The organism is Rhodococcus sp. ACPA1 (assembly GCF_002300195.1).
Taxonomy (GTDB): domain Bacteria; phylum Actinomycetota; class Actinomycetes; order Mycobacteriales; family Mycobacteriaceae; genus Rhodococcus_F; species Rhodococcus_F opacus.
In genome coordinates, this window is the sequence record NZ_NSDX01000002.1 from 202065 (window position 1) to 229053 (window position 26989).

The 26989-nt window shown below is 65.5% G+C and carries 28 protein-coding genes and 1 pseudogene; 15 read left to right on the top strand and 14 right to left on the bottom strand.

Annotated elements, in window-relative coordinates; translation table 11 throughout:
* Position 1: 1 nt before the first annotated feature.
* The 3 genes from CJ177_RS07570 to CJ177_RS07580 are packed head-to-tail and all read left to right on the top strand — an operon-like array spanning position 2 to position 3482.
* A complete protein-coding gene (locus tag CJ177_RS07570) occupies positions 2-847 on the top strand; it encodes an urea amidolyase associated protein UAAP1 (RefSeq protein WP_095867509.1) in 846 nt (281 codons plus the stop codon).
* The gene (locus CJ177_RS07575; protein WP_095867510.1) at positions 844-1500 is read left to right on the top strand and encodes an urea amidolyase associated protein UAAP2; all 657 of its coding nucleotides are present in this window, start codon (positions 844-846) and stop codon (positions 1498-1500) included. Before CJ177_RS07570 ends, CJ177_RS07575 begins: the two co-directional genes overlap by 4 nt.
* Positions 1497-3482, top strand: coding sequence for a 5-oxoprolinase/urea amidolyase family protein (locus CJ177_RS07580; RefSeq protein WP_005241028.1), 1986 nt, complete (start codon positions 1497-1499; stop codon positions 3480-3482). Before CJ177_RS07575 ends, CJ177_RS07580 begins: the two co-directional genes overlap by 4 nt.
* A gap of 6 nt (positions 3483-3488) precedes the next feature.
* Here the strand turns inward: CJ177_RS07580 and CJ177_RS07585 are convergent, their stop codons facing one another.
* The 4 genes from CJ177_RS07585 to CJ177_RS07600 all read right to left on the bottom strand — a co-directional run bounded on the left by CJ177_RS07585 (position 3489) and on the right by CJ177_RS07600 (position 6106).
* Entirely contained in the window at positions 3489-4112 is a 624-nt protein-coding gene (locus CJ177_RS07585; RefSeq protein ID WP_082764862.1) for a dihydrofolate reductase family protein, read from the bottom strand.
* Positions 4113-4126: 14 nt separating this feature from the next.
* Positions 4127-4603: an SRPBCC family protein gene (locus CJ177_RS07590; RefSeq protein ID WP_005241031.1), complete on the bottom strand. Its 477-nt coding sequence runs from the start codon at positions 4601-4603 to the stop codon at positions 4127-4129.
* Positions 4600-4956: a helix-turn-helix transcriptional regulator gene (locus tag CJ177_RS07595; RefSeq protein WP_005241034.1), complete on the bottom strand. Its 357-nt coding sequence runs from the start codon at positions 4954-4956 to the stop codon at positions 4600-4602. Before CJ177_RS07595 ends, CJ177_RS07590 begins: the two co-directional genes overlap by 4 nt.
* A gap of 64 nt (positions 4957-5020) precedes the next feature.
* A complete protein-coding gene (locus CJ177_RS07600) occupies positions 5021-6106 on the bottom strand; it encodes a dihydrodipicolinate reductase (protein ID WP_005241036.1) in 1086 nt (361 codons plus the stop codon).
* A 455-nt stretch (positions 6107-6561) separates the two neighbouring features.
* On the opposite strand from CJ177_RS07600, the gene CJ177_RS07605 reads away from it, so the two are divergent.
* Entirely contained in the window at positions 6562-8154 is a 1593-nt protein-coding gene (locus tag CJ177_RS07605) for an HD domain-containing phosphohydrolase (protein ID WP_025432428.1), read from the top strand.
* Between the two features lie 38 nt (positions 8155-8192).
* Here CJ177_RS07605 and CJ177_RS07610 read toward each other — a convergent pair whose 3' ends face one another.
* Positions 8193-9890: an ATP-binding cassette domain-containing protein gene (locus CJ177_RS07610; protein ID WP_257014465.1), complete on the bottom strand. Its 1698-nt coding sequence runs from the start codon at positions 9888-9890 to the stop codon at positions 8193-8195.
* A gap of 177 nt (positions 9891-10067) precedes the next feature.
* Between CJ177_RS07610 and CJ177_RS07615 the strand changes: the two genes are divergently transcribed.
* Positions 10068-11192, top strand: coding sequence for a serine hydrolase (locus tag CJ177_RS07615; RefSeq protein ID WP_179443167.1), 1125 nt, complete (start codon positions 10068-10070; stop codon positions 11190-11192).
* A gap of 109 nt (positions 11193-11301) precedes the next feature.
* Here the strand turns inward: CJ177_RS07615 and CJ177_RS07620 are convergent, their stop codons facing one another.
* On the bottom strand, positions 11302-11568 hold the full coding sequence (locus CJ177_RS07620; RefSeq protein WP_005241045.1) for a hypothetical protein: 267 nt from the start codon (positions 11566-11568) through the stop codon (positions 11302-11304).
* An 868-nt stretch (positions 11569-12436) separates the two neighbouring features.
* On the opposite strand from CJ177_RS07620, the gene CJ177_RS07630 reads away from it, so the two are divergent.
* From CJ177_RS07630 to CJ177_RS07665, 8 genes are all read left to right on the top strand, one after another.
* Positions 12437-12784 (top strand): hypothetical protein, encoded by a 348-nt coding sequence (locus CJ177_RS07630; protein WP_005241050.1) that lies wholly within the window; start codon positions 12437-12439, stop codon positions 12782-12784.
* 786 nt (positions 12785-13570) lie between these two features.
* Positions 13571-13984, top strand: coding sequence for a hypothetical protein (locus CJ177_RS07635; protein ID WP_061045209.1), 414 nt, complete (start codon positions 13571-13573; stop codon positions 13982-13984).
* Positions 13985-14089: 105 nt separating this feature from the next.
* Positions 14090-14545 carry a hypothetical protein gene (locus tag CJ177_RS07640; protein WP_061045208.1) on the top strand — a complete coding sequence of 152 codons (456 nt, stop codon included), beginning with the start codon at positions 14090-14092 and terminating at the stop codon, positions 14543-14545.
* The gene (locus CJ177_RS07645) at positions 14542-15189 is read left to right on the top strand and encodes a hypothetical protein (RefSeq protein WP_095867511.1); all 648 of its coding nucleotides are present in this window, start codon (positions 14542-14544) and stop codon (positions 15187-15189) included. The genes CJ177_RS07640 and CJ177_RS07645 overlap by 4 nt, the downstream gene beginning before the upstream one ends.
* Before the next feature lie 10 nt (positions 15190-15199).
* The gene (locus CJ177_RS07650; protein ID WP_061045207.1) at positions 15200-15733 is read left to right on the top strand and encodes a hypothetical protein; all 534 of its coding nucleotides are present in this window, start codon (positions 15200-15202) and stop codon (positions 15731-15733) included.
* A gap of 52 nt (positions 15734-15785) precedes the next feature.
* Positions 15786-16490: a hypothetical protein gene (locus CJ177_RS07655; protein WP_061045206.1), complete on the top strand. Its 705-nt coding sequence runs from the start codon at positions 15786-15788 to the stop codon at positions 16488-16490.
* On the top strand, positions 16490-17137 hold the full coding sequence (locus CJ177_RS07660) for a hypothetical protein (protein ID WP_061696996.1): 648 nt from the start codon (positions 16490-16492) through the stop codon (positions 17135-17137). Before CJ177_RS07655 ends, CJ177_RS07660 begins: the two co-directional genes overlap by 1 nt.
* A gap of 55 nt (positions 17138-17192) precedes the next feature.
* Positions 17193-17717, top strand: coding sequence for a hypothetical protein (locus tag CJ177_RS07665; protein ID WP_025432432.1), 525 nt, complete (start codon positions 17193-17195; stop codon positions 17715-17717).
* A gap of 184 nt (positions 17718-17901) precedes the next feature.
* Here the strand turns inward: CJ177_RS07665 and CJ177_RS07670 are convergent, their stop codons facing one another.
* From CJ177_RS07670 to CJ177_RS47290, 3 genes and pseudogenes are all read right to left on the bottom strand, one after another.
* Entirely contained in the window at positions 17902-18783 is an 882-nt protein-coding gene (locus tag CJ177_RS07670; protein ID WP_257014415.1) for a phytanoyl-CoA dioxygenase family protein, read from the bottom strand.
* Positions 18784-19084: 301 nt separating this feature from the next.
* A pseudogene (locus CJ177_RS07675) lies at positions 19085-19773 on the bottom strand (enoyl-CoA hydratase-related protein).
* Between the two features lie 283 nt (positions 19774-20056).
* Positions 20057-20200 (bottom strand): hypothetical protein, encoded by a 144-nt coding sequence (locus CJ177_RS47290; protein ID WP_009760382.1) that lies wholly within the window; start codon positions 20198-20200, stop codon positions 20057-20059.
* A 300-nt stretch (positions 20201-20500) separates the two neighbouring features.
* Here CJ177_RS47290 and CJ177_RS48115 point away from each other — a divergent pair, with 300 nt between their 5' ends.
* On the top strand, positions 20501-20983 hold the full coding sequence (locus tag CJ177_RS48115; protein WP_226955734.1) for a hypothetical protein: 483 nt from the start codon (positions 20501-20503) through the stop codon (positions 20981-20983).
* A 120-nt stretch (positions 20984-21103) separates the two neighbouring features.
* Positions 21104-21226: a hypothetical protein gene (locus CJ177_RS48120; RefSeq protein ID WP_257014416.1), complete on the top strand. Its 123-nt coding sequence runs from the start codon at positions 21104-21106 to the stop codon at positions 21224-21226.
* Positions 21227-21534: 308 nt separating this feature from the next.
* Here CJ177_RS48120 and CJ177_RS07685 read toward each other — a convergent pair whose 3' ends face one another.
* The 5 genes from CJ177_RS07685 to CJ177_RS07705 form a co-directional block, all read right to left on the bottom strand.
* On the bottom strand, positions 21535-21891 hold the full coding sequence (locus tag CJ177_RS07685) for a hypothetical protein (RefSeq protein WP_061045204.1): 357 nt from the start codon (positions 21889-21891) through the stop codon (positions 21535-21537).
* Between the two features lie 180 nt (positions 21892-22071).
* Positions 22072-23076: an AraC family transcriptional regulator gene (locus tag CJ177_RS07690; protein WP_143548646.1), complete on the bottom strand. Its 1005-nt coding sequence runs from the start codon at positions 23074-23076 to the stop codon at positions 22072-22074.
* A gap of 41 nt (positions 23077-23117) precedes the next feature.
* Positions 23118-24548 (bottom strand): FAD-dependent oxidoreductase, encoded by a 1431-nt coding sequence (locus CJ177_RS07695; protein WP_095867513.1) that lies wholly within the window; start codon positions 24546-24548, stop codon positions 23118-23120.
* The gene (gshB, locus tag CJ177_RS07700) at positions 24545-25594 is read right to left on the bottom strand and encodes a glutathione synthase (protein ID WP_095867686.1); all 1050 of its coding nucleotides are present in this window, start codon (positions 25592-25594) and stop codon (positions 24545-24547) included. Before gshB ends, CJ177_RS07695 begins: the two co-directional genes overlap by 4 nt.
* Positions 25591-26973: an aldehyde dehydrogenase family protein gene (locus CJ177_RS07705; RefSeq protein WP_061045202.1), complete on the bottom strand. Its 1383-nt coding sequence runs from the start codon at positions 26971-26973 to the stop codon at positions 25591-25593. The genes gshB and CJ177_RS07705 overlap by 4 nt, the downstream gene beginning before the upstream one ends.
* Between the last annotated feature and the right edge of the window lie 16 nt (positions 26974-26989).

Here is a 26989-nt window from a genome sequence, read left to right on the forward strand (position 1 = left end):
CATGACCTCAGTGGACACCTCGACCACCAGCGCCGCGAAGGAACACGCGCGTGCCCAGTCGGGAGTGGTCACCGACTCGATGCCGGTGGTCCCGGCGTCGTCCTGGCCCACTCCTCCGTCCGACATCGATCCGGCACTGCTCACGTGGGCGGAAACGGTGCCCGGTGGCCGGTACACCACGAAGGTGCTGAGCCGTGGCACACGACTGCGACTGCGTGACCTCGACGGCCGGGCCTGCGCCCACCTGCTGCTGTACCGGGCGGACGCGCCGTGGGAGCGGCTCAACGTCGCCGACACCGTGAAGGTGCCGTGGCAGGCGTACCTGGGGGTGGGGCATCCGCTGCTCTCCGATCAGGGGCGCGTGCTCGCGACGCTCGTGTCGGACGGGTCCGGGCGGCACGACGCCCTGTGCGGCACCACGTCGCTCGCCTCGAACACCGCGAGATACGGTGACGGCAGCCTGCATTCGGCGTCCCCGGCCGGCCGTGAACTCTTCACCGTGGCGGCGGCGAAGCACGGACTCGAGCGGCGCGACCTCCCGCCCTCGCTGTCGTTCTTCCACGGGGTGCGGGTGGGGGAGGACGGGTCGCTGAGCAGCATCGGATCCGCCGGCGCGGACACCGCGATCGATCTCGTGATCCACCTCCCGGTGATCGTTCTGATCGCCAACACGTCGCACCCGCTCGATCCTTCGCCGACGTACGACACGACCGCGCTCGAAGTGCTCGCCTGGACCGGCGCCGACGTGGCCGAACCCGTCGACGCCGATCCGGAGTACCGACGCGCCTTCCTCAACACCGAAGACGTCTGGGCTGCAGCGCAGCGCCAGGGACGGGAGCAGGCATGACCACCACCATCGAGGCCGCACCGCTGGTACCGGGAACGGTGATCCTGGACGAGGAAGTCGGCGCCCGCGGACCCTGGTCCACCGTCGTCGTGGCCGGTGACGTCCTGACCATCGTCGATCTGTGCGGCAACCAGGCCGTGGACACTCTGATCTACGCGGCCGACGATCACCGGCAACGCTACTCGGCCGCCGCGACGGTGTCGGCGCAGCGGAATCTGTTCCTGACCACGGGAAGTGTCCTCCGCACCGACGATCACGACGCGCTGATGACGCTCGTCGCCGACGAGGTCGGTTCCCACGACACGGTGGGCGGCGCCTGCTCGCAGGAGTCGAACACCCTGCGGTACGGCCACCACACCAAGCACCAGCACGCCTGCGTCGAGAACTTCCTCGCCGAAGGATCCCGGTGGGGGATCGGCAAGCGGGACCTGGTGTCGAACATCAACTTCTTCATGAACGTTCCCGTCGACGCCGACGGCACGCTCGGAATCGTCGACGGCCTGTCCGCGCCCGGCCGCCGCCTGGCACTCCGCGCGGAGCGCGACGTTCTGGTACTGGTGTCCAATTGCCCGCAGATCAACAATCCCTGCAACGGTTTCGACCCGACCCCGGTTCGGATGATCGTGACCCGGCCGACGGGAGCGCAGGCATGAGCGCCAAGATCACCGTGCACCGGCCCGGCATGCTCACCACGGTGCAGGACTTCCCTGGACGGACCGGGTACTGGCACGTCGGTGTGCCGCCGTCGGGGCCGATGGACGACCTGTCGTTCCGGCTCGGCAACACCGCGCTCGGCAACGACGAGGGCGCGCCCGGAATCGAATGCGCCATGTCGGGTCCTGCACTGCAGTTCGACGAGGACACAGTGGTGTGTGTGACGGGCGCGCCCGCCCCGGTCACCGTCGACGGAGTGCTGCAGGCGCAGTGGCGTCCGGTACGGGTTCCGGCAGGCGCAGTCCTGGACGTCGGCGCGGTGGCAGGACCCGGCCTCCGCATCTACGTACTCGTCCAGGGCGGGCTCGACGTCGACGACTTCCTCGGCAGCGCCTCGACGTTCACGCTCGGCAAGTTCGGTGGACATCAGGGCCGCACGCTGCGGCAGGGCGATGTTCTCGCGGTCGGCGAGCACACCGGCGCCCGCGCGGCCGCCGTTCCCGCCGAATACGTTCCGGCCCTGTGTAGTCGCTGGGAGATCGCGGTCACCGAGGGCCCGCACGGCGCACCCGAGTTCTTCACCCGCGCCGACATCGACACGCTGTACCGGACCGACTACGAGGTGCACTTCAACTCGGACCGCACCGGGGTGCGGTTGATCGGACCCAAGCCCGACTGGGCCCGCACGGACGGCGGCGAGGCGGGACTGCATCCGTCCAACATCCACGACAACGCGTATTCGGTCGGCGCCCTGGACTTCACGGGGGACACCCCGATCCTCCTGGGCCCGGACGGACCGAGCCTCGGTGGGTTCGTGTGCCCTGTCACGGTCGTCTCCGCGGAACGCTGGAAGCTCGGACAACTGGCCCCCGGCGATACGGTGCGTTTCGTGCCGATCAAGGCCGACCGGGCCGCGTCCGCACGGACGCTGGGGCCCGCGCGGCGGGCGGCGCACTCGACGGTCTTCTCCACCACCGGCGATCGCGACGACGGCGTGATCGCCCGGCGCGACGGCGAGACCGCCGTGACGTACCGGCGCTCCGGCGACGACAACGTCCTGGTCGAGTACGGCGACATGACCCTCGACCTCGCACTACGGGCCCGCGCCCACGCGCTGCACCAGCGTCTCGAGATCGAGAAGCCGGCCGGGCTCCTCGACCTGACACCGGGCATCCGCTCACTGCAGGTCCGGGTCGACCCCGACGTGCTGCCGATCCCGAAGCTCATGGGGCTGCTCGGCGAGGCGGAGGACGCGCTACCCGCGGCGAACGAACTCGTGGTGCCGAGCCGGTCCGTGCGGATGCCGCTGTCGTGGGACGATCCCTCGACGCGTGAGGCGATCCAGCGCTACATGCACGGTGTCCGTTCCGACGCACCGTGGTGCCCGTGGAACATCGAGTTCATCCGCCGCATGAACGGGCTCGGCAGCGTCGACGACGTCTTCGACACCGTCTTCGGAGCGGAATACATGGTGCTCGGGCTCGGTGACGTCTACCTCGGCGCACCCGTCGCGACACCACTCGACCCGCGGCATCGGCTGGTCACGACGAAATACAACCCGGCCCGCACGTGGACGCCGGAGAACGCGGTCGGTATCGGCGGGGCATACCTGTGCATCTACGGAATGGAGGGTCCGGGCGGCTACCAGTTCGTCGGCCGAACCACCCAGGTGTGGAACCATCGGCATCCCGAGAAGTCGGGACCGTTCGAGGACGGTACCCCCTGGCTGCTGCGCTTCTTCGACCGGATCTCCTGGTACCCCGTGGAACCGGACGAGTTGATGGACCTGCGATCCGACGTCGCAGCCGGTCGCGGCGGCGGTATCGAGATCACCGAGGGCACGTTCTCGCTCGCCGAGCACCAGCAGTTCCTCACGGCGAACGCCGAATCGATCGGCGACTTCCGAGCCGAGCAGGCCGTCGCGTTCGCCGCCGAGCGGCAACGATGGTCTGCGGCAGGGGAGTTTGCGACGGTGGGCTGATCCGCGTTACGCGAGCATGTCGGTGAAGCTGTCCGGCCTGGGTGCGTCGGCGCGTTCCCTGGGCACGTAATGCACTTCGACCACCCCGTTGCCGTACGACTCCGTGCTCACTAGTCGGAGGTCGCGCTGGTCGGATATCTCCGAGAACCAGGGAACACCCGGCGACACGACCGGATAGACGAAGAAGTAGAACTCGTCCACCAGCCCCAGCGCGAGGACCGATCGCGCGAAGGACGAGCCGCCGGACAGGTGAATGTCTCTGCCCGGCCGGCTCTTCAGGTCCTCGAGGTACGCCGCGAGCTCGTCGTCGGTGGCCACGACGACCTGTTCGGTGTTGGTCCATTCGGTCACCGGGTCGTCGCCGGAGCGGGAGAACACCAGCTTCCGGTAGGTGTTCATCCGTTCGGCCATGACCTGATTGGTTTCGGTTCCGGCATGCTCGGCCAGCGCGCGAGGCCAGTAGGCGGCCATCTCCTCGTAGGTGGTGCGCCCGACCAGCACCGTGTCGTAGCTCGAATAGATTCGATCGATCTCGCGGTACTGGTCGTCGACGACGTCGTGGACCCACGCCGCGGGGTCGTCGAGGCGGCCGTTGAGTGTCGTCATCATCTGCAGGACGATCTTGCGCATGTCGGCCCCCTCGATTACGCGTGTCGCTCGGCCAGTTCGGCGAGCTGCTCGGTGACGGTGCCCCAGCCGTCGTAGAAGCCCATTTCTTCGTGGGTGTTGCGGTCGGCGTTGTTCTTGTGCATCACGTGGGCGACGTACTCCGTGCCCGTCGGATGGTCGTTCAACGTGATGATCGCGGTCATGAACGGCTGTTCGGCGGGTCGCCAGCCACCGACCAGCGAGTTGGTGAACACGATGCGTTCGAGTTCGTCGACGGCGAGGAAGCAGCCACTGATGTGCGGCACGAATTCGCCACCGTCCTCACTGATCTGGGTCGTGAACGCCCCGCCCGGGCGTAGTTCCATGTCGACGACCCGGCACCGCGACGGCGCGGGGACCCACCATTGCTCGAAGCTGGCGGGGTCGGTCCAGGCGCGCCACACGACCGGACGGGGTGCCCGGATGATGCGCGAAATCGTGAGGTCGAGATCGGGTCTCGCAGTGTCGGTCATTGCGGTGTGTCCTTTGCGGGTGTCGTGACGGTGTGTTCGGTGACGAAGTGTTCGAGTCGGTCGGTGCGGCTCTCCCACAGTTCCTGTTGCTCCGCGAGCCACGCCTCGACGGCCGTGAACGGTTCCTTCTCGATCGCGCACGTCCGTACGCGGCCCTCCTTGTGCGTCCGGATCCATCCGCTGTCCTCGAGGAAGTGGATGTGCTTCATGAAGGAGGGCAGGGCCATGTCGAACGGTTTCGCCAGTTCGCTGACCGTCGCCGGGCCCCGGCTCAGACGGCCCAGCACGGCCCGCCGGGTGGGGTCGGCGAGCGCTTGGAAGATGCCGTTCAGCTGCTCCGGATACTGAGCCATAAGGCAAAGTATCCACCGCAACAATGGTTAGTGCAAGGGCTAAGTGTGGCCCTCGTGGGTGGTGTCAGCCGAGCTTGCCGTGACCGGGGGTGAGCGGGACGTCCAGGGCGTCGTAGAGCCCCGGCGCGGCCGTCCGCAACCACGGGATTGCGTTGACCAGGCGCCCCACCGCGGTGGCGTTGCCACCCGCCGCTCGGTTGCCGCCCTCGTCGGTGGCCTCCACGTTCACCTCGATGCGCGGTCGTCCCTCGATGATCACCTTGTGAGCGCCGTCCCCGCCGTCGGGCGGCACGGGCCAGTCCGGGGCGCACGACGGGTGGATCCGCGTGACGTGCTCGATGACGATCAGAGGCTCGCCGCGCACGATGCCCTGGACTTCGAAACGCAGCGCTCCCTGGGTACCGGCCTCGAACTCGCCCATGAGATCGGTGGTGATCGTCTCGTCCAGCGGCCGGCGCAGCAGCGTCTCCCGGATCTCGTCGAGCTCCACACCGAGGGCCCGGGCGATGAGCCGAATTTGGCCGCCCCACACCATCGTCGGTACCGTCGCCGCGACCATCGGCGGTTCGTAGTCCATCGGCTGGCCCATACCGACGAGGTACCGCACAGAATCGTGCTGGTCGTACGTGGTGTAGTCGAAGATCTCCTGGCAACGGATCTGATCGATCGTGCCGGCCAGGCCTGTCAGCAGGATCGGCAGGATGTCGTTGCCCCATCCCGGATCGACGCCCGACACGAACAGGGCGCCGCCGCCGGACTTCGCGGCCGCCTCGATCGGGTCGCGCAACTCGGCCGGCGCGTTGCGCTGGTCGTAGAGCGCATAGATCGACGGGGTCACGACGACGGCCCCGGCGGAGAGTGCGCGGGTGATGTCCGCCGCCGCATCGTCCGGGCGAATGTCGCCCGACGCGGCGTAGACGACAGCGCCGGGGGACGTCGCGAGCACGGCATCGGCGTCGTCGGTTGCTGCCACCCCCACCGAGCGGCCCAGGCGGGCGAGGTCGCCGGCATCGCGTCCGACCTTCTCCGGGTTGGCGACGATCACTGCGGTCAGCTCGAGTCCGGGATGTGCATCGATCGCGCGGATCGCGGCGCGCCCCGCATTCCCGGTGCCCCACACCACGGTCCGGATCTTCCCCTGGTCAGCCATGGAATCGGACCCTACCCAGTTTGCGAGGTGGGCATTGCCCGAATGGGGCAACATCGGGTCCCCTGGAACAGGTGTACGAAAGGGCTCGAGGGTGAGCTTCGGGCTTGCCGAGACGACAGACACGGAGTGGGTCCGCCCGTGCGAGGGTGCTTCGCACGGGCGGACCATCCCCGACACGCACCGGTCGGCGGTGCGTCCTTGGGTGCAGCACTGATCCCTCATAAGGGGCGCATGTTTCCTGTCTGCGCGGGGTGTGCTGCCTGCGTGACTGCGAGTGAAGTTGTGGGTCGGAAGCTTTGTCCGCGGCCTCCTTGCTGTGGTTCGGTGTATCGGTTGGTCACAATTGTGGGTTGACCTGCGCGCATCCACACCGGTCGTTCGGCGTATGTGGGTACCTGGCTTTTCGGGTTGCTTCCAGGTCTGGCCGTGTTCAGGTTCAGGTGGACAATGGGAAGATGCACCCACACGGGACGCTGCCCGGCTCGGGAACAGGTCTGAGCAGAGCCGAACTGCTTGCCGCGGTATCGCTGGCGATCGACCTCGGTCTGGGTCAACCGATGGAACACATGCTTCGGTCGTCGTTGATCGCGACACGGATCGCGGAGCGGATGGGACTCGACCCGCAACAGCGAGCGACCGTGTATTACGCCAATCTGGTCGGGTGGATCGGTTGTCACGCCGACTCCCACGAACTCTCGGCGCTCTTCGGCGACGACATTGCCTTCCGGGCCGACACCTACGCGGTGGACATGACCGGCCTGCCGTTTCTGCGCCTGATGATGAGTCATGTGGGACGCGGATTGCCGGGCTGGGAGCGCGGCATCCGTGCTGCTGCCCTTCTGGTCGCGGCTCGCAGCCAGGTTGCCACACTGATCCATTCGCATTGCAGTTCCGCCGGGGTTCTTTCCGATCGGATGGGCTTGGACGGGCAGGTCGGAAAGGCGCTGGCCTACGTCTTCGAGCGCTGGGACGGCCGGGGGTTACCCAACGGTTGTCGCGGAGAGGGCATCCCGGTCGAGATCCACATCGCTCACGTGGCAGACGTCGTCGAAGTGCACCTGCGGACGGGTGGGCTCGAGCACGCGAAGGACGTTCTCCGTTCCCGGCGCGGTAGTCAGTTCAGCCCGGCCGTGGCGGACGTATTCGAACGTGACGCGGCGGCGATCGTGGACGGGTTGCTCGAAATAGACGTCTGGGTCGCGGCGTTGGCTCGAGCACCCGATCGTGATCGAACCCTGAAGGCCGACGAGAGCGACGAGTTACTCAGGGCCATGGCCGATTTTGTCGATCTCAAATCTCCGTTCACTCTGGGACATTCGCGTGGCGTCGCGAATCTGGTGGCCGGGGCGGCACGCCACGTGGGCATGTCGCCGTCGGACATCACGCATCTCTACCGTGCCGGCCTCGTGCACAGCCTCGGCAAAATGGGAGTGTCCAACCAGATCTGGGAGAAGAAGGGGCCGCTCACTACGGCTGAATGGGAACGGGTACGGATGTATCCGGATCTGACCGGCCGGATATTGAGCCGGGTCAACGGCTTGGAGGCGGTGGTGTCCGTCGCGATGAAGCACCGGGAACGGATCGACGGGTCCGGCTTTCCCCGGGGGATCGCCGGCGCCGAGCTGACCGCGCAGGACCGACTGCTTGCCGCGGCGGAGGTTTATCAGGGACTTCTCGAGCCACGTCCACACCGGCCGGCGCTCGATCCTCGCGGCGCTGCCGATCGGTTGAGAGAAGAGGCGCGCGCCGGACGCCTCGACGCCGAGTCGGTGGCGGCCGTGCTGGCGGCGGCCGGGCAGCGGCTGTCGCGGCGGACGCCCTGGCCGGCCGGGCTGACCGACCGCGAGGTCGAGATCCTGCGACTCGTCGCGCAGGGCCGGTCGAACCGAGAGATCGCCGCCGAACTGTTCATCGCCGAGAAAACGGCACGCAACCATGTCGAACGTGTCTACACCAAGCTCGGGGTGAACAACCGCACGCAGGCCAGTCTCGCCGCGATCGATCGGGGTCTGGTGGGCTTCCCGGTCAACACGGCCGTGGGGAAGTGACGCATCCGCCATCTGGTGGGACCGGTCGTGCGGGGCCGTCATCGCCGGGATGCGCCGGGCCGGGACCGCCGGTCCAGTACCCACACCGTGGCGAGCGTGAGGCCGACGGCAAACGAGGCGAGCGCGATGAGGCTGGCGCCGGTGCCTCCGTGGAAGGTCTCGCCGTAGGCGGACATGGCCGGCAGCGTGGCGCTGTACCGATCGAGATCCAGGTCGCGTCCCAGTGCTTCGAATGCGTGGCGGTTGGATAGGCCGAGGCTCATCAGGCGTCCAGGGATGGCCATCTCGTCGACGGGGACGATGGCGCCACCGAACAGGACCTGAGGGAAGCAGAGCATCGGCAGGGCGAGGGCGGCCTGCGCGGCGTTGGAGACCGCGGCCGAGGCGAGCAAGCCCAGGGCCAGTGCCGAGGTCGCCTCGATCACAATCGTCACGAACAGGAGGGCGGACACGTCCCATCCGACGGCGGGGAGCCGACCGAGCGCCCGCAGCACACCGAGCAGCAGCGCGCTCACCCCAGCCAGCACCGGAAGCAGCGCTGTCACCTTGGAGGCCACGTAGGCGCCCACGCTGAGCCCGGCCAGGCGCTCCTGCCGGAAGACGGCCATCTCCCCGACGATCTGGAGCAGGCCGTACGTGAGGCCGAAGAAGAAACCTGCGAATGCGATCCAGAACACGATCTGGGCCGGGCCGAGGTCGGCTGCGCTCCGCGGATCGAACGCGCCGCGCTGGAACAGTGTCGCCATCATCGCCGTGACCAGCACCGGTGAGCCGAGCAGGACGGCCAGGGTCAGCCGGTTGCGAAGGAGGACATCTACATTGCGTCGGGTGAGTAGCCACCATTGCCGCACCATGCCTGTGCGTGTGACGTCTGTAAGGGCGGCCGCGACGGGCGGGACAGGCGGTAGTACCGATCCGGGCCGGGCTTCGGACGTCACACCACTGTCCGCGAAACGCTCCGCCCAGATCTGAGGGGTGTGCTCACGAGCCAGCCGGTCGTACACTTCGGCGAGATCCTCTACGCCGAAGTAGCGCCGTGCCTCGGTCGGGCTGCCGGTGAAGGCCAGGTGACCGTCGCGAGCCAGGAACACCACCCGGTCACACCGGTCGATGCCGGCCGGCTCATGCGTCGTGAGGACGACCGTGACCCCGCGCCGGCTGAGTCGACGCAGCAGGCGCATCACGTCGGCTGCGGTCGACGGGTCGAGCCCGGAGGTGGGTTCGTCGAGGAAGAAGAGGTGTGGCCGGGTCAGTAGCTCCACGGCGATACTGGCCCGCTTGCGCTGGCCGCCGGACAGTGCACGGACCAGCACCTCGGCCCGATCAGCCAGGTCGAGGTCCTGCATGGTCTCCTCGACTATCCGATCCGCTTCGGCCGCCGATGTGCCCGCGGGCAGCCGGAGCCGCGCCGCGTACCGCAGCGTGCGGCGCAGGGGCATCTCGAGGTGGATGATGTCGTCCTGGGGCACGTAGCCGATACGGGAATCGGCGCTGACTCGGGCACCGCGAACGACACCGTCGTGTCGAACCTCCCCGGCGGACGGTGGTTGCAGTCCCGCGAGGATCTCCAGCAATGTGCTCTTTCCTGCTCCACTGCCGCCGGCAATGGCGACCAACTCGCCGGGTTCGACCGACAGCGACAGCTCCTGGAGGATCCGCCGCGCCCCGACCTGCCGGCTCACGTCGACGGCATCGACCCGCCCCACGGTCGGTGGTTCCAATGTCGATGCGGTCATGTCGGGTGATCTCAGTGATTCCTGAACTCGCTTTGTCATGCCCTGATCATCGGCCCGCCGGTTCGGTGGCCGCATGGGGCGTTTGCCTCAAATCGGGCGCCCGAAACCGATCCGAGGCGGAGCCGATGAGGCAAGCTTCAAGTAGACCGATACTGAACGCACGGATTGGGGAGCGGGGTGGCACGAACATTCTCGGGGCGGCGGATCGTCGCCGTCTTGGCGATCTCGGTGACGGGACTGGTGGGATGCGGTGAGTCGGCAGTTCAACCGGCCGGGCCAGGTGCACAGCTGACCGAAACGATTCCGAGGACGATGGAGCACGCCTCGATTCCCGGGGCCATCGTCGGTATCTGGCAGGACGGCGCCGAGCCCTACGTCCAGGCGTTCGGGGTACGCGATACGGCCACCGGCGACCCCATGGCGCCCGACCTGTTCATGCGCATCGGCAGCGTGACCAAGACCTTCACCACCACCGCCGTGCTGCAACTGGTCGATCAGGGAAAGGTCGGCCTCGACGATCCGATCGACCGGTATGTGCCCGACGTTCCCAACGGGGACACGATCACCATCCGCCAGTTGGCGGCCATGCGCAGTGGGCTTCCCGACTACTCGGACGTGGTGATCCCGGCGCTCCCGAGTCAGCCGCAGCGTCAATGGACGCCCCAGGAACTGCTCGAGATCGGTTTCAGCCGTCCACCGCTGTTCGTACCGGGCACCGAGTTCGACTACTCCAACACCAATACCGCGCTCTTGGGCCTCGTCGTCGAGAAGGTGTCCGGGCAGCCGCTGAACGCCTATATCGACGAGTACATCGCGCGACCCGAGAGTCTCGGCCACACCTCGGTCCCGACCGATGCGGCCTTTGCGTCACCGCACGCTCACGGATACACGAAAACAATTGACGGCGAGACGGTGGACGCGACCGACTGGAACCCGTCGTGGGGATTCGGTGCGGGAAACATGATTTCGACGCTCGACGACCTGCGTGTGTGGGTGCGCGACTTGGCAGGAGGAACGTTGCTCTCGCCGGCAACTCAGCGCGAGCGGGAGCAGTTTCAGCCGGCGCCGTCGGAAGGTACGGATTCGATGTACGGACTGGGGGTCGAGTACCAGAACGGCTGGATCGGCCACAACGGAAATATCGCGGGCTACCAGACCTACGCCTATTACCTTCCGCCCGAGGGCAAGACGGTGGTAATGCTGGTCAATACGAACGTCGACCCGCTGGGCGTGTGGAACTTCTTCGCTGAGATCGTGAAGATCATCAGCCCCGACCATCCCTGGCCGGCGCCTCCGTCGTAGAGGTCGGATGAAAAGGAGTGCGGCCGCGCGGATCAGGTACGTCTTCGCCTTCGGAGTCGGGCTCTCCGGCAGGTGGCAGCCAGTGGTGGGCGCCGACGGGGGTCTGCCTTCAACCAGCTGACATCAGCAATCCGACGAGTGCAATCGCGATCGCCGAGGCGGCACCACAGATTGTCCAGGCCCGCACAGCGGTCCGGCGCCAGCGGGGATTGCGGATCCGGGTGGTCGGCGCGGGGGCAGCGCCCGATCCACCGGCACGTGACGGTTCGGGTTCGCGTCCGTGACGGTGCGACATCGCATCCGCGGCGAGCGCTGCGCCGAGAGAGGCGACCACCACGATCAACGTGACGGCGATGACCACAACAGTCCAGGGCATAGTTGTACCGAGCCTTTACGATTCCTGGGATGTCGACGGGTTGCGGTCGACGTCGGCCTTTCGGTCGCCGTCATCCGTCGACATGGAACGGCACGCCGCGCGGGCGGCGTCCCTGGGGCGCGTCATGGAGAAGGTCGGAGCATCACAGCTGCCGCGATGAGGCCGGCGAATGTCGCGGCGACGATCGCCGCGGTGGCGCCCAGTGAGTTGGTGACCATCCACGCGGGCATGGCTACGGATAGTGAGGCACCGGCACCGATGACTGGCTGTGTGAGGCGTTCTGTACCGCCGGGTATCCACTGCTTCATGGGTAGCGAGGGATGCATTCCATGCTCCTTTCGCAAGGATAGATGCAGGCGGTGGCGATGTCGGGTCCGATCGGCAGGGGCCGCCTGCGAGGTTTGTCTGTCTCCTCCGGTAACGATTAAGAGTGATTTGGATCACAATTGAGTTGCAGAGCTCGTTTGTACCGCATTCCTGTCAGGAGCGCCACTGGGCAACCGTCCATGTTGGGGAAGCCCCGAAACCGTCCGGTGTGACTCGCGGTAACCGACATCGACCGCGAGCGGGAATCTCTCCGCGTTGACGGGGTGCTGTGATCCGGATCGGAGAGTCGGACAATGAAGTGAGCCGCTGTCATCACAGATCGAGGTATGGACTTCATGTGGGGGAGGAGCTGGGGCCCAATACGATTGGCTCCGGTGCCTGCCTGGAGGGGTCGACGGTGGGCTTCGAGGCCGATGTCACGTGGCATGGCGATCCCGACGACAATCCACACGGCATGAGCGCTCCGCGGAAGGCGCGGATATCAACGACGGGACTTAAGACTCTATCCGCAAGTGCTTTCGTCGAGCTTACGATTCCGCGTGTGACACTCGGCTCCCTGTCCTTGGCCCTACTACGCGTGAACTACCGACTTGCGCGGCTTCCGCTGCAACTGTTCGAAGACGTGGCGGTGTCTCGGCTCGACGAACAGGAGCCGGTACGGCTCGCCTACGAGCAGATCCTGATCGACTGCGACCGTGCCGCGGCGTACCTGCTCAACGATGAGAACGCGGCCAGGCGCGCGGCCGAGCTGGAACGGCGGACCACGTCGGTACGACTGCTGATTGCCCGTGAACATCACCGCGTCCAGCGTCGTGGTGTGATCTTGCTCGATGAGCAGCGCGAGCGATTTCATCAACGCCGTCAGCAGGACGCGGGTCCGCCGACATGACGTGTGCCGGTTTCGCCGTTACGGTGGTGCGCGGTCAGCACGATCGACCGGTGAGCCGACGGGCCCGGGTGGGGCGTAGCGAAGTTTCGCGCATCATCAGGGCGCGCCGGCTGCGCTGACCTTCCACGTTTCATCCCGCTGAGCGTGCGCATCGCACATGACGTCCGTCGATCACTGACCATCGGTCCCCCATCTCGGTGATGCTAGAAAGTGGCGTTGATGGTGGTTTTGGGCAGGGTGGAGCGTACGGCGGGTCGCCGCCGCCCCGTCGGCTTCCATTTGGCGGGTTTCTCCTACTTTCACGTCCACCATGCTCTTGTGGATTACACACTGGTGAGGAGACGTGGACCAGTGCAGCGCTGATTCGGTGGCGGAATGTGCGACGAGTCAGCAGGATTCCTCTACTCGTGTCGGGCGCTCCGGATGCCTGGCACAGGTGCGCGTGGGCGTTCGTCGGTCGAGGCGCACCGTGACCCGTCGCCGACCGAGCCAGTTGCCGCACCTGAACGAGGGTTGATCGTCCGGCGCCGGATCCACCTTTGACCTCGTTGTATTCCGGTGGTGTCGCTCTCTGCGGTTCGATTCGGGAGACCGTTCATGCCGCAAAAGCTGACAGGAATTGGTAATTGACGAGTGAAAAATCAATGCCTACGGTAATTCTGGATGTGAGCGGTATCACTCGGGAATGTCGTGTGGTGATGTACGCCAGCACCGAGTCGCCATCCGAGCGAAATGCGCATTTGCACAATCCCTTTGAGGCAGAGTCATTGAACAGGAGTCGAACCGATGAGCGACAAGCTGAAGTTTTTCTCGCAGGAGTGGTGTGAACTGGCGCTCGGGGCCGTCAACGCGAACGCGGACGTATACAAGGGGTTCAAAGACCCCGATTCGTTCACCAACCGCATGGAGTTCGGCACCATCGGCAAAGACGATGTGGCCTGCCATATCGAGTGGGAGAAAGCCAAGATCGTCTCCTGGACGATCCGCAAGTTCGACGAGAGCGACCTGTGGTTGAAGATCAACGGGACCCTCGAGACGTGGCAGCGCGCAGCCGAGGGCGACGCAGAGGGCGGAAAACTGTTGCTGGCCGGAAAGGTCAAATTCGCCAAGGGGCCGATGTCGGCGGCCATCGAGAATGCTGGAGCCTTCAACAATTTCCTGTTGTCGTGGGGTCAGGTGCCCACGGACTGGGACGTGTGACCCACTAGCAAACGGCCCGTGTGGGACTCGCGTGTTCTCCAGGCGAGTCCCGCGCAGGGGCCGATAGGACATCTCGCTGACCCCTGCTGTGAAAGGCCATGATCGATGACCACTGTTGAAATTGAGACATACCCGGTAACTCTGTACGACGGGGACGACGCGAACGGCGTCGCCAGCATCGTCGGGATGCTGATCGGGCAGAACGTCGAGAACTTTCCGTCCCGAGTCAAGTTCGCACGTAAGATCTCCCGGCCGGTGTCGATCTACAGCACCGACACCGACAGCGCCTGCACGATCGTGTTCGGCACCGACGCGGCAATTGTCTACAACGACATCGTGGGTCGGCCGAGCGTCACCATCAGTGCCAGCGTGGACCAGATCCTAGATGTGTCACAGTTGCCTATGAAAGCCGGCGGGTTGATCCCGGTGGGCTTCTTCACCAACCGTGGGATGAAGGTGCTCGGCGGAATCCTCACGCACAAGCTCGTGGTGAAGGGTCTTCTCACACACACGCTGACGGCGTTGCGCACTATCGCGCTGGTCTCGGTTGTCGAGTCATGACGGCGATTTCGAGCCGGAACCGGCACACCCTCGATAGCGAGGCCACCATGCCGATCGCATCTCCCGATGAGATCGCACCGGACGGATTCGCCGATCCGCCGCGGCGCGGCTCGACCACAACGAATGTGGCGCGCGTGCTCATGGTTCTCGCGCTGATTTCAGTGGGTGCGTTATACCTGTATCCCCGGATCTACGACTTGACGGCCACGCCCTATCGGCTCGACCAGGCGGTGGTGTCCGCCGGCAACTACAACCCGGCCCTGGATCAGATTGTCGAGCACGAGAAGGTCACGCTGGCCGCGTTCGACGCGCTCGAGAAGATGAAGGCGTCACTGGCGAGTGTCCTGAGCACCGATGCGGCCGTGACGGCGGAACTGAACACCCTCACCGGGCAGATCACCGGCGACGTGCAGAAGACCCTCGACCTCGCCGGTGCGAACGTGACCGATCTCGTCGCCTCGCTGGATACGTTGACCGCGCACATCAGCTCACTGCAGGCGCCGGTCGACGGCGCCACTGCGGCTGTCGCCGGCGACCGCGCCACCTTGGACGCAATCCTCGCCGACGCACGATCAACCGCCGCGAAGGTCCACAGCGCCCGCCTGTCGGCGGAAGAATCCGCGAACGACCTGTCTGGAAAGTAGGACAAGAACCTTGATTTTCTTCGGACGCCGCGGCGGACCGGCGCGCCTGGTCCTGTCGATCGTCGCGGTCGGGGTTCTCGGCCTGCTCACCTTCGTCGTGTTCAACCTGAACACCCGACTCGACAACCAGCAACGCGCCAACGAAACGAGCATCACCGCCTCCCAAGGCATCGTCGACGTCAACGACCGACTGACCAAGCAACTCGCACAATTGACCGAACTGACCCACACCGCGCAGACCGCACTCGATGCGACCGCCGCGCTCGGGCCGCTGCTGACCAGACTCGATGAAGCGATCGCCCCGGCAGCGCAGATGCTTGCCAGCAGCACCGACGGGGCGCAGTTGACGAACGATCAGCTGACCAACATCCAGGGCATCCTCGGGGAAGTTCAAAACACTGTGCTCCCGCTCGTGGACTCGGCGCAAGCGTTCGGTGATCAGGGCCGCCAATTGTTGGCCATCGTTCAGGGGCTCGTCAGCGACCTGCAGGGCTCGGTGGCGGCCGCGCAGACCATCAACCAGATGCTTCCGCTCCCGGGCTGAGCCCCACTTCGCTCCTCCAACCGATCTGTACCTACTCTCGACTGGACGTGACATGCAGCAGGGCACCGACTTACCGGACGAGGCGTACCCGCGCCGAGGCCTGGCCGGACTTCAGCGACTCGACATCCCAGCATCGGCGCTGCCATATCGAAAGGGCTTACTCCCCTACCGACTGGACATATCCACCACTGCGACACCGAGTTCCAGCGGGTTCGCCGTAGCCACCGAATGGATGGGCCGCCTCGCCGCGGTTCTGGCTGTGGTCCTGTTCGGGCTCGTGTTGGCGGCCATCCACAAGGGCCAGCTCGTGCAGGACAGCGCGCGCACGATCGTGGACAACTTCCGGCTGACCAACGAGTACTTCGCCCAACGGGCAGATCTCACCGCCCCGGCGACGGCCCATAGGCAACTCGATGAATTGGCGGGGGTGTTGGCCCAGCTCAATACCGCAACTGCCGCCGACGTCGAGCACCTGGCTGCCTTGCTGCCGGATGCACGAGCGTTGCTCGCCGCCGGTCAGGGCGACACCGCGATCGCCGGACAGCTCGAGACCGTCGCCACCACGTTGCAGGGCTCCGCAGCGTCGCTGCATCAAATTTCGGCGGACGCGAACACCACCGTGAGCGATGTGAACAACGAGCTCACCACGGCGATCGATCTTGTGAATGCACTCAACGCGGAGCTGACGCGGACGACGAACAAACTCGCGCTGGTTCCCGAACAGGGAGCCTTAATTCCAGCACCGGGGGGGAACTGATGATCACCAAGAAGGCATGGCTCGGCGTAGTGCTCGGGCTGGGGCTCGCGCCCGCCGTGCTGCTCTGCGCCGTCAACGGGTTTCTTCCCGGACTCGACGACGTGGTCGACCCCCTGGGACGACCGTCGCAGCTGAGTCTCGAGGTCATCGATTCCGCCGGCCAGTTCGACACATTGACCTCGATTCTCGTTCCCAAACACGCCCGGCTGGCCTCCGACATCCAGGCGTTGGACCCGCTGGCCAACGACCTGGAAGGCCTGACAACCAAGGCCGGAGAGCTGACGGGACAATCCAAGACACTCAATGCCTCCACCGGCACAGTCAGCACGATCGCGGAGCCCCTGCCGGGCCTGGTCGCGAACGTGACCGACCGCGCCAACCAAGCGAGCCCGACGGTGGCGGGACTGTCGACGGCGGTCGGCTCGGTCACCACGCAACTCGAGGCCATCAACACCGGACTGACCACGATCGAAGGCACCCTGGGCACGCTCGGCCCCAAGGCCACCGCCATCGCCGCGACCCTCGCGAACGTCGAGGAAGAAGCCCGGCACATCCAGGAACTCGGGCCGCTGCTCGCGGTAGTCGGGCCCCCGGTCAATTCCCTGAACCTCCCCCCTCTCGGCGTCGCGACCACCCCCACCCCCTAAACGCTCGGACTGGTCAGGAAATGACACGGAACGAGTGAAAGGCAGAACACACACCATGTTTCGGCTCTCCTGGGCGATTGCCCTGGCATTCACCATCGCACTCCTATGCGGCATTCTCATCGTCACACGAGACTTGAGCATCACCAACGACATCTTCAAAGACGGTGTCAATCAAGCGAAAACCGTGGACAAGACCACCAACGACGCACTGTCCGGGGCGATGGAATTGCCTCCGGCGAACGCCGCCATCAACCAGGGCCTTCCAGAAGTCGTCGGGGTGCTCGACTCCCTCACCCGCGCTGACCAGACCCTCGGGGATCTCGGCACCCAACTCCAGGCGCTCGGTGACGCCCTGAAATCCGCAGACGCCCCTCTCGGCGGGATCATCAACGCGGGTGCATCTGCAACCGATCAGGCAAATGCCGCCGCCGTTCCAGCGGGGCAAATCGTGCACACCCTGGCGGACGCCGACGCGAAAGTTCAAGCACTCGCCCCCTTGTTGGACCGATCACTCGCCCTGGGGCAAACGATCGACCAGAAACTGCGGATCGCGCTGATCCTGCCGGTTATCGGAAACTGACACGACACCGATACAGGTGAGCGACACGACCTCGGATACTCCGGGCAGAGAGTCGGAGTATCCGGGGCGGTGTGAATCTGGGCTTGATGCCTCGGTCCACATGTGGTCGGGAGTTGGCTGAGCCACCACCGGGCACGTGATCAGCTATCGCTTCGTGGGAGACGGCAGGTGGTGCCGGAACCTCTCAGTCATGGCGCGGGTTCTGCCACACAACGGGGAACAGGTCGCCGCCGATCGGGGAGCCGGGGGTCATCGGCGGGACAGAGAACCCGCCGATGTCGGCAATGTGGTCGAAGCTGGTGCCCGGCCTCGGATCCCAGACGACTTCGTCGCCGGTGAAGATCGTTGTTACGGCACGGCGGGGGCGACTGGAATGGTTGGCGGGCGATCCGTGGACGGTCTTGGGATGGTGCAGTAGCGCATCGCCCGGCTCGGCGTCACCGATGAACCATTCATGGCGGTCGTAGTCGGCGGAGAAATCGGGTAGTTCAGGGTAGGGCGAACGTTGATAAACGGCAGCAACCTCAGGATTGCCGCTGAAACTGCGGGGTCGGTAGACCGGACCGAGGTGTGAGCCTTTCAGGTAGTGAACGGCACCGTTGTCGGTCGTGACGGTGTCGAGCGGGACCCAGATACGGAAGTACTGATCGCCGTCGATAGGCAGATAGGCGTAGTCCTGGTGGAAGGGCGCACCCTCGACCGCCCCCGGCTCCTGCGCGAACACCTGGTCGTAGAAGAACCGCAGCGACCTCACTGCAGGATGGATCTGGCGGGCAATGTTCTTGGTCGGTCCGCACAGAGCCCAGGCGTCGAACGCCGAGTCGACGAAGCGAGGAAAGGCCTGGGAGAAGAAGCGAGGCTGACCCGGGGACGTGTAGTTCTGAGAGGTGGCGTGAACGTCGGTCATCAGCCGATCCACCGCGGTCCGGAGGTAGTCGATCCACGACGGAGCGATCACGGCCTCGAGGCGAGTAACTCCATTGGCAACGAAGTCCGCTCGCTCCTCGTCGGTGATCTCGCGGAGCAGTCCCTCTGTGGGGTGGTCGATATGATGTTGGGTGGTCATTGGCATTCCTTTGCAGGTGGTGACCGCGGCAGCGCGGCGGGACATCGTGATAGCGGCGTTTCCGCCCCGGGCAGTGATGTCGCGGAACGGTGCCTACCGGGACGGTCCTTCTGATTACACAGAGGCGGAGCAGGGTGGCGGTGGCCGTCCGCGTGATCATCGGGGAATCTGCAACGAGTCAGCAGAATCGTTGTGCCCGCATGGCGCGCGCGGACCTGGTGATGCTCTGCGGAGTGAGAAACCGGCCGTGGCGCGATGAATGGCCGGGCGGGGTGGGACGCGACAGAGGCCCCGTCGGCACTCAGCGGTGGATGAGGGTCGGCGCGCGCGTCTCGAAGAACGCGGACACGCCTTCCTTCTGATCGTCGGGTCCGAACGCCGAATGGAAAGCCCGCCGTTCGTAGCGCAATCCCTCGCCGAGAGTGGTCTCGAAGGAATGATTGACTGCTTCCTTCGCCAGCATCGCGACCGGTAACGACATCGATGCGATCGCCTCGGCGATACCTGCGCCTCGCCGAGCAGTTGCTCGGCGGGAACGATACGGCTGACCAGTCCGGAGCGCTCGACCTCCACCGCGTCCATAGTGCGTCCCGTCAGTAGTAGGTCCATGGCCTTGCCTTGCCGATCGCCCGCGTAAGGCGCTGTGAGCCAACGCGACCGGGAATCACGCCCAAGGTGACCTCGGGCTGGCCGAATCTCGGGTATCAGCGGCGATGACCAAGTCGCACATCATCGCCACCTCGCAGCCGCCGCCGAGCGCATTCCGGCTACGGCAGCGATGGTCGGCTTACGTACCGCCGCCAACCGTTCCCAACCTGCGAGAAAGTCGCTGGCGAACATATCGATGTAGGTTCGGGGACGCATCTCCTTGATGTCGGCGCCGGCCGCGAGCATCGCAGTGTTGAGGGCGTTGAGCGCCTTGGTCCGGTTCAGTGTGACCGTACCGACCCGCCCGGTACGCTCGAGCAGGATCGTGTCGAACTCGTTCACCGCTGTTCCTTTCGGTCCATCTTGATTGTGGCCTGTGTTGAGCTTGTGAAAATGTCGATGTCATGGCGGTCAGAAGCCGCGGCGCTCCGTCATCCTGTGTTGGTTGGAACGTTGGCAGAGTGCATCCACGCGCGCTCGCGCAGGGGGCTGCCGAATCCTGCGCAGCAGCATGTCGGCGGGCCCGGCCGGTGAACCGGGCCAGGCGGTCAGCCGCGGCTTCGGACTGCGGGCAGAGAAACCGGAACTCATGCGGCCTACTACTGGTAGCTGCGGTGCGGCTTGGTCATCGGGCGGTGAGCACCGCCGCAACACCTACCGCCGCTGCGATCACGATCACCGACCAGAGGATCAGATCCCACAGTCGGCATTGTGATCCGGGCTCGTCCCCGCGGATGGCCGGCGCCACCAACTCTGATTGTCTTTTCATTCGTACACACCTCACGACCCGTCGACTGGTCCGGACCGGAAGTCGCATGACGCAGCAGCGCGCCCTGGGGTCTGTTGGCATGGTCCGGTATTGCATCCGACCGACCGGGCGTCCTGATTGCTGTGCCAGTTCTGCTGGGCTAGCATCTGCCTGGAGAAATCTTTCACTACTAAGAAAGTTTATACGGTGAATAATTGACTGGCGATCTTTTCACTCCTATGATTATGTGATCCACAACACAATGTTGGGATCGGGTGCAGGCCCGGCAGGACGATCGGATGCACAGAAGAGGCGCGACCAATGGACGCGACAGACGAATTTTTCAGCTGGACCTCACGGCGAACCGTCATCGGGGCGGGGCATCGAGCCTCGACAGCGTCGGGACTGCTACGGGTCCAAGGTGATACGGCGGGAGATCTGCTACAGCGCGGCCTGGACGTCAGACTCGTGGTTGCCGGGCGCCACTGCCGATTGATTACCTTCACCCATGACGGCGACGACTACGTCGTAGTGATCATCGGTTCGGTACGCCGCCGACGCGACGTGCCCATCCGGGCGGTCGACGAGGAATCGTTACTGGTAGATGCGAGCCGGAGTGCAACGTCAGCGGAAATACTGATCGGGATCCCGATCGATCCGAGGACCGCACATCCCGAGCGGTGCCGCGAACGAATGCTGGCTTCGCAGCTGTGCCAAGGCGGCCCGATCCGGCAGATGCTCAGTGTGACGGGGGTTCACTCGGTTCTGGTGCCGATGCTGGCGCCCGCCAATTACGCGGCGTAACCGCCTGTCCGTCCCAATGCCCATGCTTGCTTCGGCGAATCACCGGGGCGGCAGGCGCGGGGGCAGCGCCGTGCAGCAACTAACTCACATGATCCCATTGGGGACAGAGAGCAGACTTTCGTGCCATTCTTGGAGAAGTTCTTCACCGCGATTCTCACTCTGACCGGCGCCACCTTCGGCGGCTGGCCTCTGGGCGAGGACGAGGATTCAGAGGCCGACGCACTCTGGTGGGAACAGGAATGATCGAGCCGGGCTGGGCTGTGCAGCTGGCGCAGGAGTACATATAGCCGACTGCGGCAGAGCAATCGGCCGTTGATCTCGCCGGAGCTCCGGTGGATCGATGGTGTAGCGGGCGTTCAGTATTCGAGACCCCGGCATCGCATTCCTCGGTGTGTGAGGCGTCTGAGTGGTCCTCGGTTGGGATCTCTTGTCGAGGGCTGACCGGACTTCCACCACTCACCCCAGCCCTCGCCCGCGTGGGCACCGCATGGCGTGGGGGTGAGTGCACTAGAGCACTCACCCCCACTCCCGCCGGCCGATCGCACCTCCTTTCAGGGGACGGCGAGCGAACTTTCGCGGGGCCTCGGCTGGGGGCGATTGGTCTCACGAAAAGCCAGCCCGAGCACGCCGGCGGCCACCGAGGCCGCGCCCGGAACAAGGAACCACAGGGTCCGGGTGGTCGTCGCCGTATGGGAAGTGGGAATACCGGATGCCAATTGGAACCTCCCGACGTTCCCTTCGATGCCGCCGACAAGTCCCTGGAAGCGGGGGAGTGCGGTGTTGAGAGCTCCGACGCCGGTGGCCACGTCGGGGCAATTCTGCGACAGGAAGTTCTGGAACTGCGCCGGGTCCATCTTCAAGGCTCCCGCGAGCGCTGGGAGTGTCTGCTCGTGCAAATGATCGGACATGGCTACCACCTCCAGAACGATCTTCTTCGCCGGATTTTAGATCTCCCCATTCTTTGAGTTCGGCTCCGCAGCAACTGTTTTAGTTCGGAAGTCTACCGAGATTCAGTGCCGCACAGATTGTGTCTATGAGATGCGTAGCGGCGTCAGATCGACCGTACGATATCCGCCGGCCTTCGCGTATCAGTTGCCTGCGGGAGAGTGCGCTATTTCTGCTGTTCTGGCGTGGGTGCCGTCCTGACGGTCGAGGGCCTCCAGTGCATCGCAGGAGTACTTCCCGTTCGCATATTCGCGGGGTGTGACTGCGTACCGGCGCTTGAACTCTGTAATGAAGTGGGACGCGCTCGAATAGCCCACGGCGCGTGCAACTTCGCTCACACTGATGCCGGAACGGGAGATGAGCATGCGTCGAGCAGCGGCCAGCCGCTCGGATTTGAGGAACTGGTAGGGACTCACGCCGATCGTCGCACGGAAGGTATGCGCAAACGCCGACTCACTAAGCTGAACCTCCCGCGCGATGTCGCTCACACTCATCGATTCAGTGAGATGAGACCTGATGTACTCGATCGCCGCCCGCGTAGGATCGACGTCGGACTCGCGTGAGGCAACCTCGAGCGGATCCTGACAGTTGACGATCTGCAGAAGGCGATACACGATCTCCTGCAAACAGATCGGTGCGAGCACTCGCTCGTCCAACTCGCCATCGAGTGCATGAAGGAACCGGAGAACGGAGTGGAGTAGTCGCGCATCGACACCGAAGGTGCCGCTGCACTGATTGCCACCCGCACGGCCACGCCGGGCCATCGGCACCGCCGCGGCATCGCTGACCAAGACATCCGTCGAGATGCGGCGAATGATCGCCGCGTCGATCTGCAGAAACATCGCGAGGAAGGGATGGTCGGCGGAGGCCGCGACTACTTCGATCGCGGGGCACAGACGGTCCGTGAAGACGACTCCCTCGAGTGGGCCGCATCCGTGCGCGGTGCGATCGATGTCCACGGACAGTCGCCCCTGGGCGACGAGACCGAAGGTGACGCCATGGGCCGGCTCCCACGAATACGGACCCGGCTCCTCGAACCGGCAGACGGTCACCCCCGGCCGCGCCTCCCGGGCCCCGATCCCACCGGCCCAACAGTTCAGTTCGACGAGCAGGTCTTCCATCGGCATCGGCTCAGGCACACGGTCCACAACTGCGCCTTCCGTCCCGAAGCGGTGCTGGTTCGGCGCGGTCACATCCGATCCGACAATCGGCGGGCGGCGAGCTGAATCGCTTCCCACACGGTGGCGAACGGTGGGGCATACGAGAGATCCATCGCGGCAAGGTCGTCGACGCTCATCTCGCCCCACAGCACCGCGGCGGCAGTGTCGATCCTCTTGGCTGACTGCGCCCCGCCCACGATCTGCACACCGAGCAACCGGCGCGTACGACGGTCGGCGATGATCTTGGTGGCGATCGGTGATCGCTCCGGCATATATCCGCTCGCCGTGCCGCCGACAGTGACCAGGGACTCCACGTCGTACCCCGCCTCGGTCGCCTCCCGCGTGCCGAGGCCGGTACGGGCGACCTCCACGTGAGTGCCGGCGGACACGAACCGGGTAATGGCGGTGCCCAGAACACCAGGGAACTCGTGCGATCCGCCAACCGTGTTGTACCCACAGATACGACCCTGCTTGTTGGCGTGGGTGCCGAGGGGCGCGAGGACGTACTTCCCCCGGATTCGGTCGATGACTTCGCAGCAGTCCCCGGCCGCCCATACGCCCTCGGCGACCTCTTGCCGCTCGTTGGGCAAGTAGCCGCCGCGTTCGCCGATGGGCAATCCGGCGGCCACGCCGAGTTCGGTGGCCGGGTGCACACCGAGTCCGAGGACGACGACGTCGGTGGGGTAGACCTGTCCGTTGCTGCCGGTGACCGACCGAACGTGGCCGTCGACGCTGTCGATGTCGATATCGGCGACCGTGGTGTTCGTGACGACGTCGACTCCGCCGGCTTGGACGGTTTCGCGGACCCTCTCACTCATCTCGCTGTCGAGGCTGCTCATCACAGCACTGCGCGTCAGGAGGGTGGTGCTGAATCCGCGTTGGACCATCGCTTCGGCCATTTCGACGCCGATGTACCCGCCGCCCACCACCACCGCGCGGCGGCCGATGGCTATTCCGCCGCGTGCCCGGCGGGAGACGAGATCGAGCCAATGCCGGGCATGATCGAGATCCTTGACCGGGTGCACACCTCCCACCAGGTCACCGCCGTCGGTCACCGCCCACTCCGGGATGATCGGATGGGCACCGGTGGCGAGGACAAGCTTGTCGAATCGAACAACTTCCTCCTCACCTCCGGCGTTGTGGGCGTAGGTGACCGTGCGAGTATCGAGGTCGATCTGTGTTGCGGTGACGTTCATCCGGAGGTCCACCCCCATCGCCCGATGCTTCTCGGGCGTGCGAGCGCTCAATTCGTCGGTCGTGCCGACCGTCCCGGACACCAGGTACGGGATGCCGCAGGCAGAATACGAGGTGTCGGAGGTCTTTTCGAGCGCGATCACATCGACGTCGCGTCCCGCGGCTTTCGCGCTGCGCAGCGCCTGATGGGCCGCGCTCATACCCGCGGCGTCGGCGCCGATGACGACGATCTGCTCGCGCTGTTTCGGTGGGACCGCCGTGCTCATCGCATCTCCGTCATGGTTGTGCACCGGGCAACCGCCCATTCGATCGTGTCGGCTGCCAGGTGGGTTCCGCTGAGCGCATCGATCTCGCGGATTCCTGTGGGGCTGGTGACATTCACTTCGGTGAGCCTGTCTCCGATGATGTCGATTCCGACGAACACGAGCCCGCGCCTGACGAGCTCGGGTCCGAGGGTGGTGCAGATTTCACGATCGCGGGCGGTCACGGTGTCGGCCACGACGCGTGCACCGGTGGCCATGTTGCACCGGAATTCATCGCCGGCGCCGCCGGTCTCGACGAGGCGGCGGACGGATCCGATCGGCTGACCGTCGAGGACGATCACGCGACGGTCTCCCGCTGTCTCCGCCTCCGGAATGTACTGCTGGACGACCACGTGCTGGTCACCGCGGACGGTGGCGGTGTCGAGTATCGAGTGCAGGTTCGGGTCATGCGGTCGCAGGAGCATGATGCCACGGCCGGCCATGCCGTCGGTGGGTTTGAGAACTGCGGTGCCCCAGGAATGCACGGCTTCGACTATTTCGTCTCTGTCCGCGGAGACGAGGGTGGGGGGGCCCAGTTCGGGCATCCGCAGGGCGAACAACTTCTCGTTCGCGTCGCGGAGCCCGGCAGGGGAATTGATCAGCAGCGTCGTGGTGGGATCGACCAAGTCGAGGATGAAGGTGGCACGAAGGTAGTTGCTGTCGACCGGAGGGTCGGTCCGCATGAAGATCGCCGATACCTCGTCGAGAGGGCGGCGGCGGGATGCGCCACTGGTGTACCAGTCGGTGTCGGCGATCCACTTGTCTTCGCTCAAGACCGCAGGCCGTAACGTCACCTCCCGGCAACGGGCGAATGCGCGCCCTCGATCGATGCCGAGCTCGCCGATCGTCGTGGTCAACACGCGGTGGCCGGCCAACTGCGCTTCCTCCATCAAGGCGATGGTGGTGTCGTGCGCGGGTGCCAGTCCGGCAAGGGGATCGGTGATGAACACGAAGTCCAACCGAAGTCCGGACCGGGCCTGCGGGTCGTCGAGCACCGGTGGCCCGCTCATGACGCCACCTCGCCGGTAGTGCGATGCGCCGATTCCCCGGTCCATGCGGCCGGTACCAGGCCGCTGTACATGGCGCTTTGCGGTCCCTGTTCGCGGGCGGCGACACCGAACCGGGTGCGATCGTCGGCGGAGTCGTCCCCCCAGATCGATGCGTAGCCGTCACGATGGCGCCGAGCGTCGAATACCCTGTCGAGGTCGGCGAGGGTGTCCCAATGGACGATGGTGAGCACGGGTCCCAGTGGTTCACGGGAGTGGGCCAGCGCCTTTGCCGCAGCCTTCGACGTCGCGTCGCCGAGATCGACGACCGTGGTGGGCAGCCGCCACCCCATTCGATGCCTGATGTCATCGGGAATCGTTCCCCCCAGCAGTACCCGCCCGCCGCCGGCGTCCAACTCGTCGATCCGGTCGAAGGCCCGCCGCCGGATGGGTTCGCTGGGCAGGGGAGCGGCACGATTGTTGAAGCGGGTCAGCTGGCCGAGAACCGCGGCGATGGCATTCTTGGCGACGTCCCGGTGCACCGCGACGGTGTGCAGACCGAATGGTCCGCCCGCGTTGTGCACCCGAACGGCTTCCGCGATGGCGGAGGCCATCGCCGCGAATTTGTCATTCGCGAGGCCGGGGTAGACGATCGCGGCGTTGCCGCCACCGGTCAGGGTCCGCAGGGGCACCTGTGTCCGGCGTTCAGCTCGGCTGGCCCGGCTCACGGTGGACTCGTTCGCCCGCACGTGCAGCGTCCCGAGTGCGGTACTACTGATGAGGGCGGCGCCGACGTCGACGCCGGTGCCCTGCACGATATTGAGAACGCCGGCCGGAAATCCGAGCCGGTCCGCGATGAACGCGACCGCCACCGGTGACAAGGGGCCGCGCAGCGACGGCTTGATCACAACGGTGTTTCCGGCGGCCAGTGCCGGGAAAACATTCAGGAGCATCTCCGAGAACGGTGCCCCCCACGACAGGACGTGCCCGGAGATGCCTGCGGGTGTGGGCCGTGGGTGCAGGACCTCCCGGGTGAGGATCGCGCGAGCGATCCTCAATGTCGATTCGATACCGGCGAGCGAATCGGCGTATCCGAGACCTGTCTCGGTCGACTGCAGGCGTGCCAGCTCGGGTGCCGCCTCGGCGAGCCGGTGCAGCAACAGAGCCAACAGCTGGTCCCGGGTGTGTAGCTCGGACCACGGCCCCGACAGCGCGTCACCGGCGGCCGAAATCGCCCGATCGACGTCGAATCGCGACGAGAGGGGCACAACCGCGGTGATCGTGCTGTCGGAGGGGTTCCGGATCTCGTACTCGTAAGGCGCAGCCGGAAACACCCACCTTCCGTCGATGAGGTTACGTGCGTAGTGCTCATCGGTCGGTAGTTCGATGGTTTCCAGCAACATGATGGATCCTTCCGAG